This is a genomic window from Rhodococcus sp. NPDC080181 (genome assembly GCF_040702225.1).
GTDB classification, from domain to species: Bacteria; Actinomycetota; Actinomycetes; order Mycobacteriales; family Mycobacteriaceae; genus Rhodococcoides; species Rhodococcoides fascians.
In genome coordinates, this window is record NZ_JBFBKN010000001.1 from 427,937 (window position 1) to 444,078 (window position 16,142).

General features: G+C 65.3%; 16 protein-coding genes. 5 read left to right on the forward strand and 11 right to left on the reverse strand.

Annotated features, from left to right (window positions below; genetic code table 11):
- Positions 1–2: 2 nt before the first annotated feature.
- The 6 genes from AB0O58_RS02095 to AB0O58_RS02120 form a co-directional block, all read right to left on the reverse strand.
- Complete coding sequence (locus AB0O58_RS02095) at positions 3–1,094, reverse strand: BMP family ABC transporter substrate-binding protein (protein WP_230593384.1); 1,092 nt, start codon at positions 1,092–1,094, stop codon at positions 3–5.
- 77 nt (positions 1,095–1,171) lie between these two features.
- Positions 1,172–2,602, reverse strand: coding sequence for a nucleobase:cation symporter-2 family protein (locus tag AB0O58_RS02100; RefSeq protein ID WP_366237785.1), 1,431 nt, complete (start codon positions 2,600–2,602; stop codon positions 1,172–1,174).
- 57 nt (positions 2,603–2,659) lie between these two features.
- Entirely contained in the window at positions 2,660–3,166 is a 507-nt protein-coding gene (locus AB0O58_RS02105) for a YbjN domain-containing protein (RefSeq protein WP_032365194.1), read from the reverse strand.
- The gene (gene mshA / locus AB0O58_RS02110; RefSeq protein WP_032399590.1) at positions 3,163–4,491 is read right to left on the reverse strand and encodes a D-inositol-3-phosphate glycosyltransferase; all 1,329 of its coding nucleotides are present in this window, start codon (positions 4,489–4,491) and stop codon (positions 3,163–3,165) included. Before mshA ends, AB0O58_RS02105 begins: the two co-directional genes overlap by 4 nt.
- 67 nt (positions 4,492–4,558) lie before the next feature.
- Positions 4,559–5,407 (reverse strand): alpha/beta hydrolase, encoded by an 849-nt coding sequence (locus AB0O58_RS02115; protein ID WP_201011084.1) that lies wholly within the window; start codon positions 5,405–5,407, stop codon positions 4,559–4,561.
- An 11-nt stretch (positions 5,408–5,418) separates the two neighbouring features.
- Positions 5,419–6,720, reverse strand: coding sequence for an ROK family protein (locus AB0O58_RS02120; protein WP_032372345.1), 1,302 nt, complete (start codon positions 6,718–6,720; stop codon positions 5,419–5,421).
- Between the two features lie 331 nt (positions 6,721–7,051).
- Here AB0O58_RS02120 and AB0O58_RS02125 point away from each other — a divergent pair, with 331 nt between their 5' ends.
- The gene (locus AB0O58_RS02125; RefSeq protein ID WP_027498379.1) at positions 7,052–7,807 is read left to right on the forward strand and encodes an SDR family oxidoreductase; all 756 of its coding nucleotides are present in this window, start codon (positions 7,052–7,054) and stop codon (positions 7,805–7,807) included.
- Positions 7,808–7,866: 59 nt separating this feature from the next.
- On the opposite strand, the gene AB0O58_RS02130 is transcribed toward AB0O58_RS02125, so the two are convergent.
- The 3 genes from AB0O58_RS02130 to AB0O58_RS02140 form a co-directional block, all read right to left on the reverse strand.
- Positions 7,867–9,105 (reverse strand): Ig-like domain-containing protein, encoded by a 1,239-nt coding sequence (locus AB0O58_RS02130; RefSeq protein WP_176456700.1) that lies wholly within the window; start codon positions 9,103–9,105, stop codon positions 7,867–7,869.
- A 122-nt stretch (positions 9,106–9,227) separates the two neighbouring features.
- Complete coding sequence (locus tag AB0O58_RS02135) at positions 9,228–10,778, reverse strand: MBL fold metallo-hydrolase (protein ID WP_032399557.1); 1,551 nt, start codon at positions 10,776–10,778, stop codon at positions 9,228–9,230.
- Between the two features lie 61 nt (positions 10,779–10,839).
- Positions 10,840–11,856 carry a UDP-N-acetylmuramate dehydrogenase gene (locus AB0O58_RS02140; RefSeq protein WP_032399558.1) on the reverse strand — a complete coding sequence of 339 codons (1,017 nt, stop codon included), beginning with the start codon at positions 11,854–11,856 and terminating at the stop codon, positions 10,840–10,842.
- A gap of 58 nt (positions 11,857–11,914) precedes the next feature.
- Between AB0O58_RS02140 and AB0O58_RS02145 the strand changes: the two genes are divergently transcribed.
- The 3 genes from AB0O58_RS02145 (at position 11,915) to AB0O58_RS02155 (ending at position 13,817) form a co-directional block, all read left to right on the forward strand.
- Positions 11,915–12,424, forward strand: coding sequence for a DUF2505 domain-containing protein (locus AB0O58_RS02145; protein ID WP_032386177.1), 510 nt, complete (start codon positions 11,915–11,917; stop codon positions 12,422–12,424).
- A 78-nt stretch (positions 12,425–12,502) separates the two neighbouring features.
- Positions 12,503–13,006 (forward strand): DUF2505 domain-containing protein, encoded by a 504-nt coding sequence (locus tag AB0O58_RS02150; protein ID WP_032381240.1) that lies wholly within the window; start codon positions 12,503–12,505, stop codon positions 13,004–13,006.
- Between the two features lie 112 nt (positions 13,007–13,118).
- Entirely contained in the window at positions 13,119–13,817 is a 699-nt protein-coding gene (locus AB0O58_RS02155; RefSeq protein WP_032381239.1) for a methylase, read from the forward strand.
- An 8-nt stretch (positions 13,818–13,825) separates the two neighbouring features.
- Here AB0O58_RS02155 and AB0O58_RS02160 read toward each other — a convergent pair whose 3' ends face one another.
- Positions 13,826–14,413 (reverse strand): type IV toxin-antitoxin system AbiEi family antitoxin, encoded by a 588-nt coding sequence (locus AB0O58_RS02160; RefSeq protein WP_032365186.1) that lies wholly within the window; start codon positions 14,411–14,413, stop codon positions 13,826–13,828.
- Between the two features lie 110 nt (positions 14,414–14,523).
- Between AB0O58_RS02160 and AB0O58_RS02165 the strand changes: the two genes are divergently transcribed.
- A complete protein-coding gene (locus AB0O58_RS02165) occupies positions 14,524–15,270 on the forward strand; it encodes a DUF2993 domain-containing protein (RefSeq protein WP_027498387.1) in 747 nt (248 codons plus the stop codon).
- Between the two features lie 23 nt (positions 15,271–15,293).
- Here AB0O58_RS02165 and AB0O58_RS02170 read toward each other — a convergent pair.
- Positions 15,294–16,142 (reverse strand): transposase (locus AB0O58_RS02170; protein ID WP_366237786.1); only part of this gene is annotated, 849 nt, incomplete at its 5' end.

Here is a 16,142-nt window from a genome sequence, read left to right on the forward strand (position 1 = left end):
GGCTACTTGGGTGCCGACGGCGATTCGACGGTGATGGACCCGTCGACGATGCCGGCCTTGATCGTGTCCAGTTCGCCCTGCAGCGCGGGGTCGACCTGGGACTCGAAGTCGTGGAACGGCGCGATGCCGACGCCGTCGTTCTCGAGGGTGCCCACGTACGGGCTGTTGTCGAACTTGTCTGCACCGGAGTTGGCCACTACCTCGTCGACACTGGTCTTGAGGCCCTTGGTCACCGAGGTGAGCAGCAGGTCGCCGACCGACGGGTCCGACTCGAAGACGTCGGCATCCGCACCGATCAGCGCGACCGGACGAGAGGAGTCCCGAATGGCCTGCGCCGCACTCTGATAGATGGGTCCACCGACCGGGAAGATGACGTCGGCGTTCTGGTCGATCAGGCCCTGGGCGGTGTTCTTGGCGACCTCGTTGGCGGTGAATCCACCGGTGAACGAGCCGTTCTGGGAAGGCACGTCCCAGCCGATGACGCGGACTGCCTTGCCCTTCTGCTCGTTGAAGTAGTTCACACCGTCGGCGAAACCGTCCATGAAGATGGTGACGGTCGGCAGCTGCGAGCCGCCGAAGGTGCCGACGACTCCGGTCTTGCTGTAGCTGGCGGCGGCGTAACCGGCCAGGAATGCCGACTGCGACGCGTCGTAGGTCAGCGGCTTGACGTTCGGCAGATCGATCGAGGAGTCGTCGATAATCGCGAAATCGATGTCGGTGTTCGCCTCGGCCGCGACCTTGGTGGCGTCGGCCAGGTCGAATCCGACGGTGACGATCAGGTTGCAGCCCTGATCGACGAGGTTGTTGATGTTGGGGGCGTAGTCGGTGGGCGACGTGGACTCGACGGTGCGCGGCTCGACGCCGAGCTCGCCTGCAGCCTCGGTGAGTCCCTCGAATCCGAGCTGGTTGAACGACTTGTCGTCGAATCCGCCGCTGTCGGAGACCATGCAGGGCAGGAAGTCACCCGAGCCGCCCCCGCCCGATCCTTCGTTCTCGGGTGCGGATCCACAGCCTGCGATCAGGGCGATGGCACCGAGCGACGCGACGCCGCCGAGTGCTGCCTTCCGAGTACTCGTGCGGGTAACGAATGACAAGATGTCCTCCAATATCGATGTGTGTTTCGTCTGTTTCGGGACGGTACTCGCGCGAACCTGGGTGCGCAGGATTTCACTCAGGTATCGGACTCGGGCGCGACCTTGCCGGGCAAGGTTCCGCCTTCGCCGAGTACCCGTGCTTCGTCCTCGCGCACCATCACTGCCGGGCCCGCGGCGACCACCGATGGATTCGACGGCGTACCGGGCTTGAATACGTTGAAGAATACGTTGAGCACCACTGCGACAATGCTTGCGGCACTGATTCCGGAATGGAACACCGTGACGAACCAGTCCGGGAACTCGTCCCAGAAGTCGCTCGCAACAACAGGAATGAGACCGAAAGCCAAGGTCACCGCCACGATGACGACGTTGGCGTTGTTGTCGTAGTTCACCTTGCCGAGGGTGCGGATTCCACTGGCGGCGACGGTTCCGAACAAGGCGATTCCGGCGCCGCCGAGCACGGGCAACGGAACGACGCCGACGACCGCCGCGAGAACCGGCGAAAGACCCAGCAGCGCAAGCACGCCGCCGCCCAGGGCGACGACGAAGCGGCTCTTGATGCCGGTCATCGCGACCAGTCCCACGTTCTGTGCGAACGCCGTGGCCGGAAACGTGTTGAAGATGGGGGCGACGGCCGAGGAGACCATGTCTGCGCGCAAACCGTCGCCGACACGTCGGGAGTCGACGTCGGTTCCGACGACCTCTCCCACGGCCAGGATGTCGGCCGTGGTCTCCACCATCACCACCAGGATCACGATCGTCATCGACACGATCGCGCCGACGGCGAAGATCGGCGAGCCGAAGGCGAACGGGGTGGGTACCTCGACCACCGCGGCGTCCCCGACGCCGCCGAAGTCCGTCTTGCCCACGATCAGTGCTGCGATCGTCCCGACGACGAGCCCGAGCAGGATGGACAGGCGCGAGAGCACCTTGATCTTGGTCATCACCAGCACCGCGAGCAGGGTGAACATCGCCAGTCCGATGTTGCCGGGGTCCAGGTACTCGGGGTTCGGCGCACCGCCCACCATCTCCTGGCCGCTGATCCAGCGTGCGGCGACCGGCATCAGCGACAGCCCGATGACGGTGATGATGCTTCCGGTCACCAGGGGTGGGAAGAAGCGGACGATCTTCGAGAAGAACGGGGCGATGGCCAAGCCGATCAGCGCGGCCACCAGGACGGCCCCGAGGACCGTGCGGAGCCCGGTTCTACCGTCCTCCGCGCTGCCGATGATGGTCAGCACCGTCGACACCGATGCGAACGAGATGCCTTGCACCAGCGGCAGTTGCGAGCCGAAGAACGGAACTCCGACGGTCTGCAGCACGGTCGCGACGCCACTGACGAACAGCGCGCACGAGATGAGCAGCGCTTGATCGGCCCCGGACAGTCCCGCTGCTCCGCCCACGATGATCGGGACGGCGATGACACCGCCGAACATGGACAGGATGTGCTGCATGCCGTAACCGAACATCTGCAGCAGCGGCGGGCGAGTGTCCTCGGGCCTGGTCATGACCTCAGGCTAGGAACCGGACGTTACCGAGGGCAATACCCAGCCGTTTCCGGCGAGTTACGGATGTTCCGGCTCGTCGCTGCTGCCACTGGCCACCAGGTGCTCGAACGCCTTCAGATTCGCGAGCGATTCACCGCGTGACACACGCCAGGCCCATTCGCGCTTGATCGACTCCGCGAAACCCAGCTCGAGCAACACATTGAAGTCGCCGTCGGCGGCCTCGAGGGTCTGACCGAAGATCCGATCGAGTTCGTCACCGTCGACGGCGCGCAACGACATTCGGCCCACCAGGTAGATGTCACCGACCTTGTCGATCGTGTAATGCACTCCGTACAGCCGACGGTTGCGACGCAGCAGGTATTTGTAGACGCCCTCGAAGTTCTCGTCGGGCTTGCGGCAGACGAACGCCTCGATGCGCACCCCGTGGTGTCCGACGGTCAACATCGTCGTCGTCTTCAGTTTGCGTTCCCCGGGCAGTTCGACGGTGAACACCTCGCCGCGCCGCGTGTAGTCCAGTTCGCGGTCCTTCAGGACCCGGTCGATCAGTTCGGCGGTTTCGCTCATGCAGTCACTGCTCCCGATCTGCGCAATTTCGACAATCCTCGGACTCGACGCGGCGAGAATTCACTCGGTGCCTCGCCTCGATCGAAGTGGAATCGGGCCTGCCGGTAGCTCTCGATCAGGCCGTCCGCGGTGTGTTCCCACGAGAAGTTTCGCGCATGGAGGGGTGCGGCAATTGCCATCTCGGACAACGCCGCTCGATCGACGAGCATCGACGCCAATCCGTCGGCCCAGTCCGTGATGCGGTGTCCCTGCACCAGTCGCCCGGTTTCACCGGATCGCACCGCGACACCGAGCCCGCCGACATCTGCTGCGAGAACCGGTGTTCCACAGGCCTGGGCTTCGATCGCCACCAGACCGAACGATTCGTTGTAGCTCGGCACCGCCACGAGATCGGCGGCTCGGTACACCTGCGCCAGGCGAGCGGACGGCTGCGGCGGCATGAAGGTGACGTGCGGGGTGATCCCGAGCGTATCGGCCAGATCGATCAGACTGTCGGGTCGGTCCAACCCGCTGCCGGACGGCCCGCCGACGATCAGGATCCGCAGCGGCATGCTCGGATGTCGTTGCAGCACTTCGGCAGCCGCTGCGACCAGAACATCGGGGGCCTTGAGCGGTTGGATCCGCCCGACGAACGCGACGACGGCCTCGTCCTGCGAGAGTCCGAGTGCGGCGCGTGCGGCCCGCTTGTCTCCCGGATTGTATTGCGCCAGATCGGCTCCCGGGGCAACCACGTCGATCGACTCCTGCCGAGCCCCGTAGATCTCGACGAGCGATTTCGCTTCCTCGGTGGTGTTGGCGATCAATCGATCGGCCTCGGCGACCACCTGCTGCTCACCGATCTGACGGGCCGCGGGCTCGGGTGCATCGCCCTGAGCCAGGGACGCGTTCTTGACGGCGGCGAGGGTGTGCGCCGTGTGCACCAACGGCACTCCCCAGCGGTCACGCGCCAACCACCCCACCTGACCCGACAGCCAGTAGTGCGAATGAACCAGGTCGTAGTAGCCGGGCTCGTGCCGAGCTTCCTCACGGAGGACCCCGGCCGCGAACGCACACAGTTGAGTGGGCAGGTCGTGTTTGTCCAGACCCTCGAACGGCCCCGCGACGATGTTGCGTACCAGCACCCCGGGAGCGGCCTCGACGACCGGCGCGTCGCTCGACGACGTCGCGCGGGTGAATATCTCGACCTCGACGCCGCGTTCGGCCAACTGCTTGGCGCTCTGCAGTACGTAGACGTTCATTCCCCCGGCATCGCCCGTTCCGGGCTGCGCCAGCGGGGAGGTATGCAAGGACAACACAGCGACCCTGTTCAGCCGGCGTCCAGTCACTTCTTCAGCGTGCACGCCTCCACATTACGTCGCCACGTCTTCCGCTTCGCACGGCCTGCGCTTTTGCTCACCCGTCCAGACCGTCGACGAATTCGCTCACCTCGCCGAGAAAGCGCTCGGGATCGGCGACGAACGGGCCGTGGTCGACGCCGTCCCAGTACGACGCGCCGGCTCCGGGAATGAGGTCCGCGGCGTGCCGACCGGCCGAGACATCGACGACGGTGTCGTCGGTTCCGTGCAGCACGAAGGCGGGGACATCGAGGTTGCGCAGCAGCTCGTCGTGGCCGACGGTGCGATCGAACAACGCGGCGCGAACCCTCGGCCGGGTGGACAGGGTCAGCCCGAACAGGGCCTGCGCCTCGGTGCCCTTTCCCTCGACAGGGCCCGTCAACGCGTTACCGAAACTACCCAGCGCCTTGATCGCGATACGCGGTTCTTCCGCCATCGCCCCGGGGATCGCCGCCCGCATGGCCGTGCCCACCCGTCCGCCTGCCTCGCCTCTGCCGATACTCGTGATCGCGCCCACGAGCACGATGCCCGCGATCGCGTCCGAGCCGTGAGTCGCGAGATAATCGCAGATCACCAGCCCGCCGTACGACCACCCCAGCAGCACTGCGCCCGCCGTGATGTTCTCGGCGTCCAGCACCGCGGCCACGTCCCCGGCCCAGATCTTCGAGTCGTCGTATCCGGCCTCGGGGGCATCGGAGTAACCGTGGCCACGCAGGTCGACGGCGACGACGCGGTAGCGCGACGAAAGATCGGCCAGCAGCCCGTCGCCCCAACACGACGAACTCTGCGCCCACCCGTGCAGCAGAACCAGCGGTCTCGCCGCCGGGTCACCGGTGACGCGATAGACGATGTTCGTTCCGTCGATGCCGGTGGCCTGCCGAACCGGTCCTGCTGCAGGGGTGCTCATGTGGGGTCAACTTACGCGGCTGCTCGGCGCATCGAGGCCAGTGGATCCGAGTACAGGGAACTGAGCGAAACCACCGTTGCGGCGAACTCCTGCACCCTGTCGCCGAATCCGGTGACCCGAATGTCCCTGCGCGGCAACGTCGAATTGGCGGCGAAGGCCTCCCCCACGTGCGGAATCCCGGCGGGATACGCCGTGAACGCCTGGCCACCGAGTACCACTCGATCCGGATTGAACATGTCGCGTAACAGGGCGACCGTCCGACCCAACGTGACGGCGCGTTCGACGAGCAATTCCCGGGCCGCCTCCGAGCCGTCGGTCGCGGCTCGGTACACGGCGGAGATAGTCGGCCGGGCTCCGCGGGCTACGCTCGCGAAAATTTTGCGGTCGATCGCCGCGGTCACGATCGCGCGATCGCTGACGGCCGCTTCGAGGCATCCCCGGTTGCCGCAGCTGCACAGCACCGACGAGCCGGTGGGTAGGTGAGCGATCGACCCGGGTCCGCTGGACGGAGTGTGCACGCGGCCGTCGATCGTCAGCGCCATACCTGCGCTTTCGCGTGCATAGAAGTAGAGCGAGGTGCCGGTGCTGCTCGGCGGAGCAGCGACGTCCGATACGCGGGGCGCGAGCAGAAGTTCCGACGCCGCCATCGCTTCGACGTGGCCGGAAACAGAGATCGGTAGCCCCAACCCACCGCCGATGACGCCCGCCACCTGGGCGTTCTCCCAGCCCAGACGCGGATGATCGACGGTGCCGGTCGTCGTGTCGACACGGCCGCCGAGGGCAACCCCCACCCACAGTGGGGTGCGCCGATGCCATCTGCCGGCGAAGGCCCCGGCGCTGCGGGTGATCGAGGCGAGCGCCGCATCGGCGGACCCGCTGGGCGTGGGAATCTCCACAGCCCCCAGGATCTTTCCGCGCGGGTCGCTGACGATGATCCCGGTGACGACGGCACCGATATGGATCCCGATGGTCGAGAACGGCTCGTGATTGACCTCGAACGGCACGCGGGGGCGTCCGATCGCACCGGCGGCCGTGAGGTCTGCGCGCTCGCGCAGCAATCCGACGCCGAGCAGAGCAGACACCTGACGATTGACCGTGGCAATGCTCAAACCCGTTGTGCGAGCCGCACTGTCACGCGAGATCGGGCCTTCGACGCACGCGACCCGCAGTACCGACGCCGCGGGACTGTCGGCAATCCGAAGATCGGGCGCGACGAGCTGGACCCGCGATCGCAGCGGGGTGTGGGAGGCGGACCGCGCCGGCGAGCGCAACGCGGTGGGGCGAGAGTGGTGGTGCAGCGTGGATACGGACATCCGTCGTGTTCCTCAGCAGTGAAAACCTTCGTCTCGTGTGCAACGTCGACGAAAGAGCGAAGTGATGCAGGTCAAGGGTGAGGCAGACCGGGGAGGTCCACGTCACGCGAATCGACTGCCCATAGCGCGAGAATGCTAGAGACAGGTTCCTTGGCCGAGACAACACAATTCCCGAGGAAGCGGGAGGCGAGACCCGAGGGACGCGGTCACATAGGTGACCCGCATCGCGGTGGTCTCGCTGGCGGACATGAACCCAAAATTAGCACTCGAAGCCCGATTGTCCAATCGGGCCCGTCCGGATGCACTGTTTCTACCGAACTAGAATTTCTGCATGACCTCGCCCGAACACATCGCACCCGATACCCGCATCGCCGTCGTCACCGGAGCGAGTTCCGGCATCGGCGCGGCCACTGCGCGCCAACTCGCCGCCGACGGATTCCACGTCGTCATCGGCGCACGCAGGCTCGACCGACTCGAAGAACTGGCCTCGGAGATCGGCGGCACCGCCCTGGAACTCGATGTGACGGACGAGGATTCCGTGGCCGCCTTCACCGCTGTCATCCCCCGCGTCGACGTCCTGATCAACAATGCCGGTGGCGCAAAGGGATTGGCCCCGGTGATCGACGCCGACCTCGACGACTGGCGCTGGATGTGGGAGACCAACGTTCTCGGCACACTCCGCGTCACGAAAGCGTTGCTGCCCAAGCTGATCGATTCCGGTGACGGCCTGATCGTCACCATCACCTCCGTCGCGGCATTCGAGGCCTACGACAACGGCTCGGGATACACCTCCGCCAAACATGCTCAGGCCGTACTGCATCGGACGCTGCGCGGCGAGCTGCTCGGCAAGCCGGTGCGGTTGACCGAGGTCGCACCGGGCGCGGTGGAAACCGAATTCTCACTGGTCCGCTTCGACGGCGACGCGGCCAAGGCCGACGCGGTCTACCAGGGCATCACGCCGTTGGTCGCGAGCGACATCGCCGAGGTGATCGGCTTCGTCGCCTCCCGCCCGTCGCACGTCAACCTGGACCAGATCATCATCAAGCCACGCGATCAGGCCGGTCCGGGGCGCTTCTCCCGTAAGTAACCCATGTGAGTGGAACTTCGTAGTGGGCTACGAGGTTCCACTCACATGCGCGCAGCGCTCTACCCCGCGGGCGCAGGTGCCGTTGTCGTCGCGGGTGCCGTTGTCGCAGGCGTCGTCGTCGCTGGCGCCCCGCCGGCAGGGAGCGCCGACATCGACTCCCACGTCGGCCAGTCGATGGCCCAGTCGTACAGGTCACCGTCCGCTGCGGAGAGGTCGATGCGGGTGCCGGTGACCTCCACCGGATCGCCGTACATCGCCGTGCCGAAGTACTGCTGCGCGTCCTCCGTCGAGAGGTTGATACATCCGTTCGTGACGTTCGATGCGCCCTGCACGCCGGTGGTCAGCGGGTTGGCGTGAATGAACTCGCCATTGTTGGAGATGCGCACCGCCCAGCGTTCGCGCACGTTCTCGTAGAACGGCGGGTTCGACATCAGGAAGTCCTCGTGCTTCTCGGTGACGACGTGGATGCCGCTGCGGGTGACGTTGCGATCCTCGTTGCCCTCGCCGTAGCTGACGGGAATGTCCATGATCGTCGCGCCGTCACGCACCACCTGCATGCGGTGGCTGGTGGCGTCGGCGACGACGACCTGGCTGCGTCCGATGCTGAAGTTGAGGGTGACGTCGTCGGCCCCGTAGGCACCGTCGCCGTAGTTCACGCCGTAGAGCTTGGCGTTCACCGAGACCGTCGTGCCGGGCGTCCAGTAGTTGGTGGGACGCCAGTGGATGCGCGAGCCGTTGTCGTCGGGGAACCACGCCCAGGCACCGGGCGTCGGCGGGTTGGTGGTGACGGTCAGCGCCTTCTCGACGGCTGCCTTGTCCTCGATCGCCGAGTCGAACTGCAGGATGATCGGCGCTGCGATGCCGACTTCCTGGCCGTCGCCGATGTTGGTGCTCACCGAGGTGCGGCTGTCCGGTTCGACGGTGGTGAAGCTGCCCTCGATCGGCACGGTCTTGTTGTCCGCGCCGACGGCGGAACCGGACCACGTGTATTTCACCCCGTACCCGAGTGGCTCGGTGACGGCGTAGGACGCCTTGTCGGGTGCCAGCGCACCCTGAACGATCTTGCCGTCCGGGTTCGTCAACTCGACCTGGGTGAGCGTTCCGTTCGTCACCGACACCGAGATCGGTGCCACCGGGCTGACGTCGGTGGCACCTTCGGCCGGGTTCTGCGTGATCTGCGCGACGGGCGCTGCCTCGGTCGTCGGTGCCGAAGCACCGGGGCTCTTGTCGCCCGATCCGACGGTGCAGCCGGCTACTAACGCAACCAGTGCGACGAGCACGGTGACCAACCACACCATGCGCGTCCGTTTTGTCTGTTCTACCTGCTCATGCACGTTGTCCAACGTACCTGCGTCTGCGAACTACCCCACATTTCCCACTGTTTTTGGGGGCAGTCTCACAGCGAACCGTCGACGACGAGTCAGAGCTTCTGCGAGCGCAGCTCGTGTCCCTTCGACGTCAGGCAGCGGCCCGAGTCCAGGTTCCAGTCCCAGCCGTGCAGGTTGCAGGTGAGCTTGTTGCCCTCGACGATGCCGAACTTCGTCAGGTCCGCCTTCAGGTGCGGGCAGCGACGTTGAATTTCGTAGCCGCCCATCGTGATGGTGGCGGTGTCGTCGTGCGCCTCGGAGAACCAACCGTCCGCGTAGGCGATGCGTTCGTCCGTGAGGCACTTGAAGAACGTGTAGAGGAACTCGTTGTACCCGCCGACGCGTCGGGCCCGGAACCGGGTGGACAGGAAGATCGAGTTGACCCAGTCCGGCTCCTGATCACGCACTGCGGTGCGTACGAGTTCCGGCGGGATCGTGAAGCTGTATCGGAACTTCTCGTTCGAGATAGGCTCTCGGACAATCCTTTTCGGGAAGTCCAGCACAACCGTCTCGTCACCCATCGTGATGCCGACGGGGTAGCCGATGCCATCACAGATCAGATCCGTCTGCGCCATGATCGGCTCGAACAGTCCGCGCAGCGGCTCGAGCAGCGGCTCGCCCTCGGCCGGTGCCCAGCCTGCCTTCTCGGCTGCGATGACCGACGCCTGACGCTGGGCGTAGGCCTCGATGTAGTCGGCTTTGCCGGTGGTGAAGATGGCTTCGGCGTCGGCCGTGGGGATGGGATGCTCGTGGGACTTCAGATCCGAACCCTCGAACGTGGCCGTCGTGCCCGGAATCATCAGCAGACCCTTGTCGTGACCGTGCAGGCGCATCTGCTCGAGAAACACCATCTGGTCCGGGAACACGTTGGCCGGGTCGCCGTAGACGTCGTTGAGCGAGCGCAGTTCGTCGTCGAGGAAACACGGCGGGCCCGCCGACGGAATGACCCACGTGGAGCCGACCTGCTCGATGTACTGACGCGCACGATCCATCTGTCGCTGACGCTTCTGGATACCGAAGTTTCGCTTCGCACGCGAGACCATGTCGTAGACCATCGGGTACCAGATCGCGCCCGAATACTGCAGCATGTGGACGTCGACGGGACCGAACTGCTCGGTCATCATGTCCAGGTCCACCGGCCGCGCGTCGTTCATGTTGAACGCGACGGTCTTCCCGTCGGACACCACCAGGCCGGAGTCGCCGATCGGGCCGTCGGCAGGCGCGCGAAGCGCGATGATCATGATGTCGAGATCGCCCTTGGGCCCGGTCAGCGTGTGCTTGACCGAGTCGGTGGTCTCGTAGAACTTGTGGAAGCCGAGCTTCTCCAGCTCGTGCTTGAGATCGAGCACCGGGTAGTCCGGCAGCAACACCGTCGCGTCCTTGTTGACGTGTTCGGCCAGGTTCTTCGGATCGAAGTGGTCCTTGTGCAGGTGCGAGACGTAGAGGTAATCGCAATCACCCAACTCGTCCCAGTCCAGGCCCGAGTTGTCGGGGAAAGGGAACCACGACGCGTAGAAGGACGGGTTCACCCACGGATCGCACAGGATGCTCCCCGCCTCGGTCCGAATATGGAATCCCGCGTGCCCCACGCTGGTGACCTGCACTGACTTACCTCCTACGAGCCGAACTCTCGAATCTCCATCGTATGCGCCGTTTCGAGCGTCCCTAACCCAGAGCGCAGTTGACGAGGTCACACTCGGGGGTCAGCGTGACCCCGAACTTCTCTCGCACACCGTCTCGGACGTGCGCGGCAAGAGCCATGATGTCCGACGCGGTGGCCCCACCCCGGTTGGTGATCGCGAGTACATGTTTGGTCGACAGGGCCGCGGTACCGCGGCCGAACTCGGTGCCGTAGCCCCGCGGGAATCCCGAGTTTTGAATGAGCCAGGCGGCCGGAATCTTCGTGCCGGCCGGGTCGGGAAAGCTCGGCGCGTGGGTTGCCTGCTCCGGCACCTCCGGCAACACCGGGTTGAGGAAGAAGGACCCCACGCTCCACGTGTCGTGATCGGCCGCGTCGAGCACCATCCCACGCTCACCGCGCAGCGCGAGCACTGCTGCGCGGACGTCGGGCACCGGAACGACGTCGCCGATCTGCACATCGAGCCGCTCGGACAACGCCGCGTAGCGCACCGGCAGCGATTCGGTGGTCTTCTTCAGCGCGAACGTCACGTCCAGAATCACGTAGCGCGACGATCGCTTGAACACCGACGACCGATGTGTTCCGAATCCGCACTGCTCCGGCGTCCACACTGCCGTCTCTTGCGTCTGCCGGTCGTAGACGGTGAGGCTGTGCAGCAATTCCGACGTCGACGCACCGTAGGCCCCGACGTTCTGAATCGGCGTCGCGCCGGTGGTGCCCGGGATCCCCGACAGCGCTTCCATACCGGACAGCCCGGCATCGATAGTCGCCTGTACGACGGCATCCCACTCGACACCGGCGTCGACGGTCACCCGCTCGCCGTCGATCTCCAACCGCGAGCCGGTCACCCGAACCACCCGGCCGTCGAACCCGTCGTCGCCGACGACCAGGTTGGATCCGCCGCCGATGACCAGCACATCCGTCCCTGCACGGTCCGCGTCACGCACCAGGGAGACCAACTCGTCAGCGTTCGTCGCGACGGTGAATTCACGGGCTGGGCCGCCCACCCGGATGGTGGTGAGTTCGGAAATTGCAGTAGGCACGGACTCTCACGCTACCGGTCGCGCACGAACGTCCTCAGTCACCCGGTAACCTGCGGGGATGCCTCGCCCTATTGAGCACAGCTCGACTGTGCCCGCCTCCGCCGACAAGGTCCACGCAGCGCTGACGTCCGAGCAGTACTGGAAGGACCGCATCGAGCAGATCGGCGGCCCCGGTGCCAGCTTGAAGAGCGTCACCGTCGGAGACGGCACCATCGACGTCGTCATGACCCAGTCGGTCCCCGAGGAAGAGCTGCCGTCCGCGGTCACCGCCTTCAAGAAGGGCGACCTCATCATCGAACGCACCGAGAGCTGGGGACAGTTCGACGGCACCCACGCCGCGGGCACCTTCGGAGCCACCGTCGAAGGAGCACCCGCGCGCATCACCGGCACCACCACCCTCGACGGCAAGGGCGAGACGACCACCGTCGCTCTGGCCGGCACCACCGAGGTCAAGGTCCCCATCTTCGGCGGGAAGATCGAAGCGATGATCAGCGAGCAGGTTCTCTCGCTCATCGACAACGAGCAGGACTTCACCGGTAACTGGATCGCCGCGCAAGCAAGCAGCTGAGCCTGGTCGTTCCGCAGGCTCCACTCCTGGGTAACCTGGTCGCTCCGCAGGCTCCGCTCCTGGGTAACCTGGCGCACTATGGCTCGCCGAATGAACTACTCCGCCCGGTTCACCCACTCGACGCAGCAGGTCTATGCAGCGCTGTCCAGTCGCGAGCACTGGGACGCGCGCATCGAGGAGATGCGTAAGTATTCGGAGAACGAGCTGAAGAGCTTCGAGGTGTCCGACGCCGGAATCGACATCGTGATGCACCACGTCATCCCCCGTACCGAACTGCCCGACATCGCACAGACGGTGATGAAGAAAGACATGGTCATCACCCGCAACGTGCATTTCGACGCGTACGGGGAAACCACTGCGGGGCACTACGACGCGTCGATTCCGGCCGGACCCGGCTCACTGAAGGGCACCACGTCACTGTTCCCCACCAACGGTGGCTCGACGTTGCGCACGTCCTCCGAGGCCAAGGTGTTCCTGCCGTTCATCGGCGGCAAACTCGAGCAACTGATGCTCGTCAACCTCATCGACCTGTGGCGCGGCGAGGGCGAAGTAACCGCCGACTGGCTCGAGAAGAACGCCTAGCCCACTGAAGCCTCCTCACAGGGGTCGTTCCGCAGGCTCCACTCCTGCAGAAGGCGTCATCACCCGCGGCACCACCGGCATCAATCGGTTGCGTCGCAGCGACCGGTGGTTGATGCACGATCCCGATGTCCGACGCGTCCTGCGCGAATCACCGGACCCCCTCGTCGTCGACCTCGGGTACGGGGCGATGCCGAACACGACTCTCGAACTCGCGGGCCGACTTCGCACCGTCAGGCCCGATCTCCGAGTCACCGGTCTCGAAATCGATCCCGCGCGGGTGGTCGAAGGAAGCGGTGGCGTCGAATTCGCCCGTGGCGGTTTCGAGTTGGCCGGACTGCGACCGAATCTGGTGCGGGCCTTCAACGTGCTGCGGCAATATCCCGAGGACGCGGTTCCCGGTGCCTGGCACCGCATTCTGTCGGGCCTGGCACCCGGCGGCCTGTTGGTCGATGGCACCTGCGACGAACTCGGTCGACGCTGCGCATGGGTGCTGCTCGACGCCGATGGGCCGCGATCTCTGACTCTGGCCTGGGACCCGTTCGATGTCGAGATGCCGTCGGACATCGCGGAGCGGCTTCCGAAAGTGTTGATACACCGCAACATCGAGGGCGAGCTGATCCACGATGTGCTCCGCCGCGCCGACCGCGCGTGGTCGGTCTCGGCACCACTGGCCCCGTTCGGCCCCCGACTGCGTTGGCGGGCGGCATTGAAAGTGCTTGCAGAGCAAGGACTCCCGGTCACACTCCCCCGCCGCCGCATGCGAGACAACGTGCTCACAGTGCCCTGGTCGACGGTAGCCCCGGCACCGTGAATCTGGCGCTACGTACAGGCGGACAGCGCCAGTTCGACGCGTTCGGCCACTCGATCGGTGCTGCTGCCGGCCTCGGAGTACAGCGCCTGCGGGTCGACGCGACCGATAGCCACGGCGTCGCCCACCACCTCGTCGAGGGTGATCTGCGAGATGCCACCTGCGGCGAGGTCGAGGACCGTGCGTACGGGAGTGGTGATGTTGAACGTGCCGGCCGATTCGACGTCACGCGGCTCGAGCCGCAGTCGATGCACTGCCAGGCGAGTGTCGGTGAGTCGTAGGTCTCCGAACGCGCAGAGATGTACGAACTGCGGGTGCAGGTGTCCGAAACCGTGCAATTCGGCGGCGCTCTGGTGTGAGATCACTGCCTCGCCGCCGAACCACGCGCACCACATAGCGAACACTTCGAGTTCGCTGTGCGGCCACTGCCCGAGCCGAAACAGGTTGCGCTCGACGCGAGTCCACGTGGCCGTCGCCAGGTTGACGCGCACCATCGCAGAGTCGAAGCCGAGTTCACCGGCCTGTTCGGCGGTGAAGTAGCCGTCCTGCCGGGTAGCGAGCGAGTGCAGCTCCTGCACACTCGGTCCTATCGTGCTCATGCAGCAAGAGTACGTCAGAATGTGTTACACATCACAAACTTTCGAATCGAATCCCCGGACTCGGCGAGTTTCACAGAGCTTGCTCAGAAACTTCGGGAAGACTGCCGGGAATGACATCCTCAGCCAGGCGCAGCACAGTACCGCTGATCGCAGTCTCCGTTGTTGTCGTCCTCCTCGTCGCCGTCATCGGCGGAGAACTGTTCGTTCGGCAGCAGATCAAATCCTGCCTCGCCGGCCAGCTCGAGTCCGAGCTGGGCAGCCAGGTGGAGGTGGGTCTCGGCTTCAAGCCGGTCTTGCTGTCCTTGGTCGACAAGAAGGTCTCGTCGGTGACCGTCGACAGCGACGATGCTCGATTCGGCCCGGCCGAGGGCATGGTCGTGCACGCCGAGGCGAACGATCTGAACCTGACCCAAAGCGCCGACTCGGGCGGCACCATCGGTAGCTCGAGTGCCGACATCTCGTGGTCGACCGACGGCATCACCCGCACCCTGCAGAGCCAGGGCATCGGTGCCATCGTCTCCGGGGTCACGTCCGACGCGTCGGCGGGCACCCTGGAGTTCGCCGTCGGCGCGCTTGCGAAGCTGACCGTCAAGCCGCAGGTCACGGGCGGCAAGGTCGACGTCCAAACCGTCGACGCATCGATTCTGGGCCTGGGAATCCCCACCGATCTGGTCGATTCCGTCGTCGGCGTGCTCACCGACAGCCTGCAGGCGTACCCGCTGGACATGGCTCCGACGTCGCTGACCGTCACCGACTCCGGCATCGAACTCGCCCTCGAAGGCGGCCAGTACACCATCCCGGCCACCCAGCAGAACCAGAATCAGCAGACGCCCGAGGGTTGCTCCCTGGTTGCGTAAACCATGTGATGCTCCTATGAGTGTCAAGTGGCAGTTTTCTGGGTGAGATGTTGGAACATTTCGCGGGCGACGGCTCGCTTGAGGCAGCGGATGATGTCGCGTTTGCTCTTGCCTTCAGCGAGTCGTCGGTCGCGGTATTGCTGGGTGCGGGTGTCGTATTTGAGGCGGGCCATGACGATGACGTGTAACGCTCGGTTGGCCTGCCGGTTGCCGCCGCGGTTGAGTCGGTGGCGGGTGGTTTTGCCCGACGATGCGGGTATGGGTGCGACGCCGCAGAGGCTGGCGAATGCTGCTTCGGAGCTGACGCGGTGGGGGTTGTCACCGACGGTGATCAGCAACTGTGCTGCAGTTTCGTAGCCCACCCCGAACCGGCCGACGAGGTCTCCGGCGGCATCGTCGATGAGCACTGCGAGGTTCTTGTCGAGTGCTTTGATGTCGGTGTCGAGGAGCTGGATCCGTCGCGCCACCGACCGCAGTGCAGTCTTGATCGCCGCGGTCAGTGCACCTGGAGTGACGGCGGTCGGGCGCAGTGCTGCGCATGCGTCGATCAATGCGACTGTTGTCAGACCCCGGAGCTGTTCTCGAATCGGTTCGGGTGCGTTGACGACGGCAGATTTGAGACCTGTGATCGCCTCGGCGCGAGCTTTCACCGCGGAGCGACGAGCGTTGTGCAGGAACCGAATTGCCTCGACGTCCCCGTCGTGGGTCTTCGGGATCGTGCGAGCGAGCCCGGCCGCAGCGATGCGAGCAGCACTGTAGGCATCGAGCGGATCGGATTTGCCGTGAAAGCGCCGCGAGCGGCGGTCGGTGCGGTCGACATCGACGACCTCGAGGCCCGCTGCGAGCAGGACCGTGGTCAGCGCGGAGCCGTA

Excerpts from the sequence above, each read along its gene's own strand:
- AB0O58_RS02115 (WP_201011084.1), bottom strand. The coding sequence starts at position 5,407 with ATGAGCACCCCTGCAGCAGGACCGGTTCGGCAGGCCACCGGCATCGAC.
- AB0O58_RS02145 (WP_032386177.1), top strand. The coding sequence starts at position 11,915 with ATGCCTCGCCCTATTGAGCACAGCTCGACTGTGCCCGCCTCCGCCGAC.
- AB0O58_RS02105 (WP_032365194.1), bottom strand. The coding sequence starts at position 3,166 with ATGAGCGAAACCGCCGAACTGATCGACCGGGTCCTGAAGGACCGCGAA.
- AB0O58_RS02130 (WP_176456700.1), bottom strand. The coding sequence starts at position 9,105 with ATGGTGTGGTTGGTCACCGTGCTCGTCGCACTGGTTGCGTTAGTAGCC.
- AB0O58_RS02125 (WP_027498379.1), top strand. The coding sequence starts at position 7,052 with ATGACCTCGCCCGAACACATCGCACCCGATACCCGCATCGCCGTCGTC.
- AB0O58_RS02160 (WP_032365186.1), bottom strand. The coding sequence starts at position 14,413 with ATGAGCACGATAGGACCGAGTGTGCAGGAGCTGCACTCGCTCGCTACC.
- AB0O58_RS02155 (WP_032381239.1), top strand. The coding sequence starts at position 13,119 with ATGCACGATCCCGATGTCCGACGCGTCCTGCGCGAATCACCGGACCCC.
- AB0O58_RS02165 (WP_027498387.1), top strand. The coding sequence starts at position 14,524 with ATGACATCCTCAGCCAGGCGCAGCACAGTACCGCTGATCGCAGTCTCC.
- AB0O58_RS02100 (WP_366237785.1), bottom strand. The coding sequence starts at position 2,602 with ATGACCAGGCCCGAGGACACTCGCCCGCCGCTGCTGCAGATGTTCGGT.
- AB0O58_RS02120 (WP_032372345.1), bottom strand. The coding sequence starts at position 6,720 with ATGTCCGTATCCACGCTGCACCACCACTCTCGCCCCACCGCGTTGCGC.
- AB0O58_RS02150 (WP_032381240.1), top strand. The coding sequence starts at position 12,503 with ATGGCTCGCCGAATGAACTACTCCGCCCGGTTCACCCACTCGACGCAG.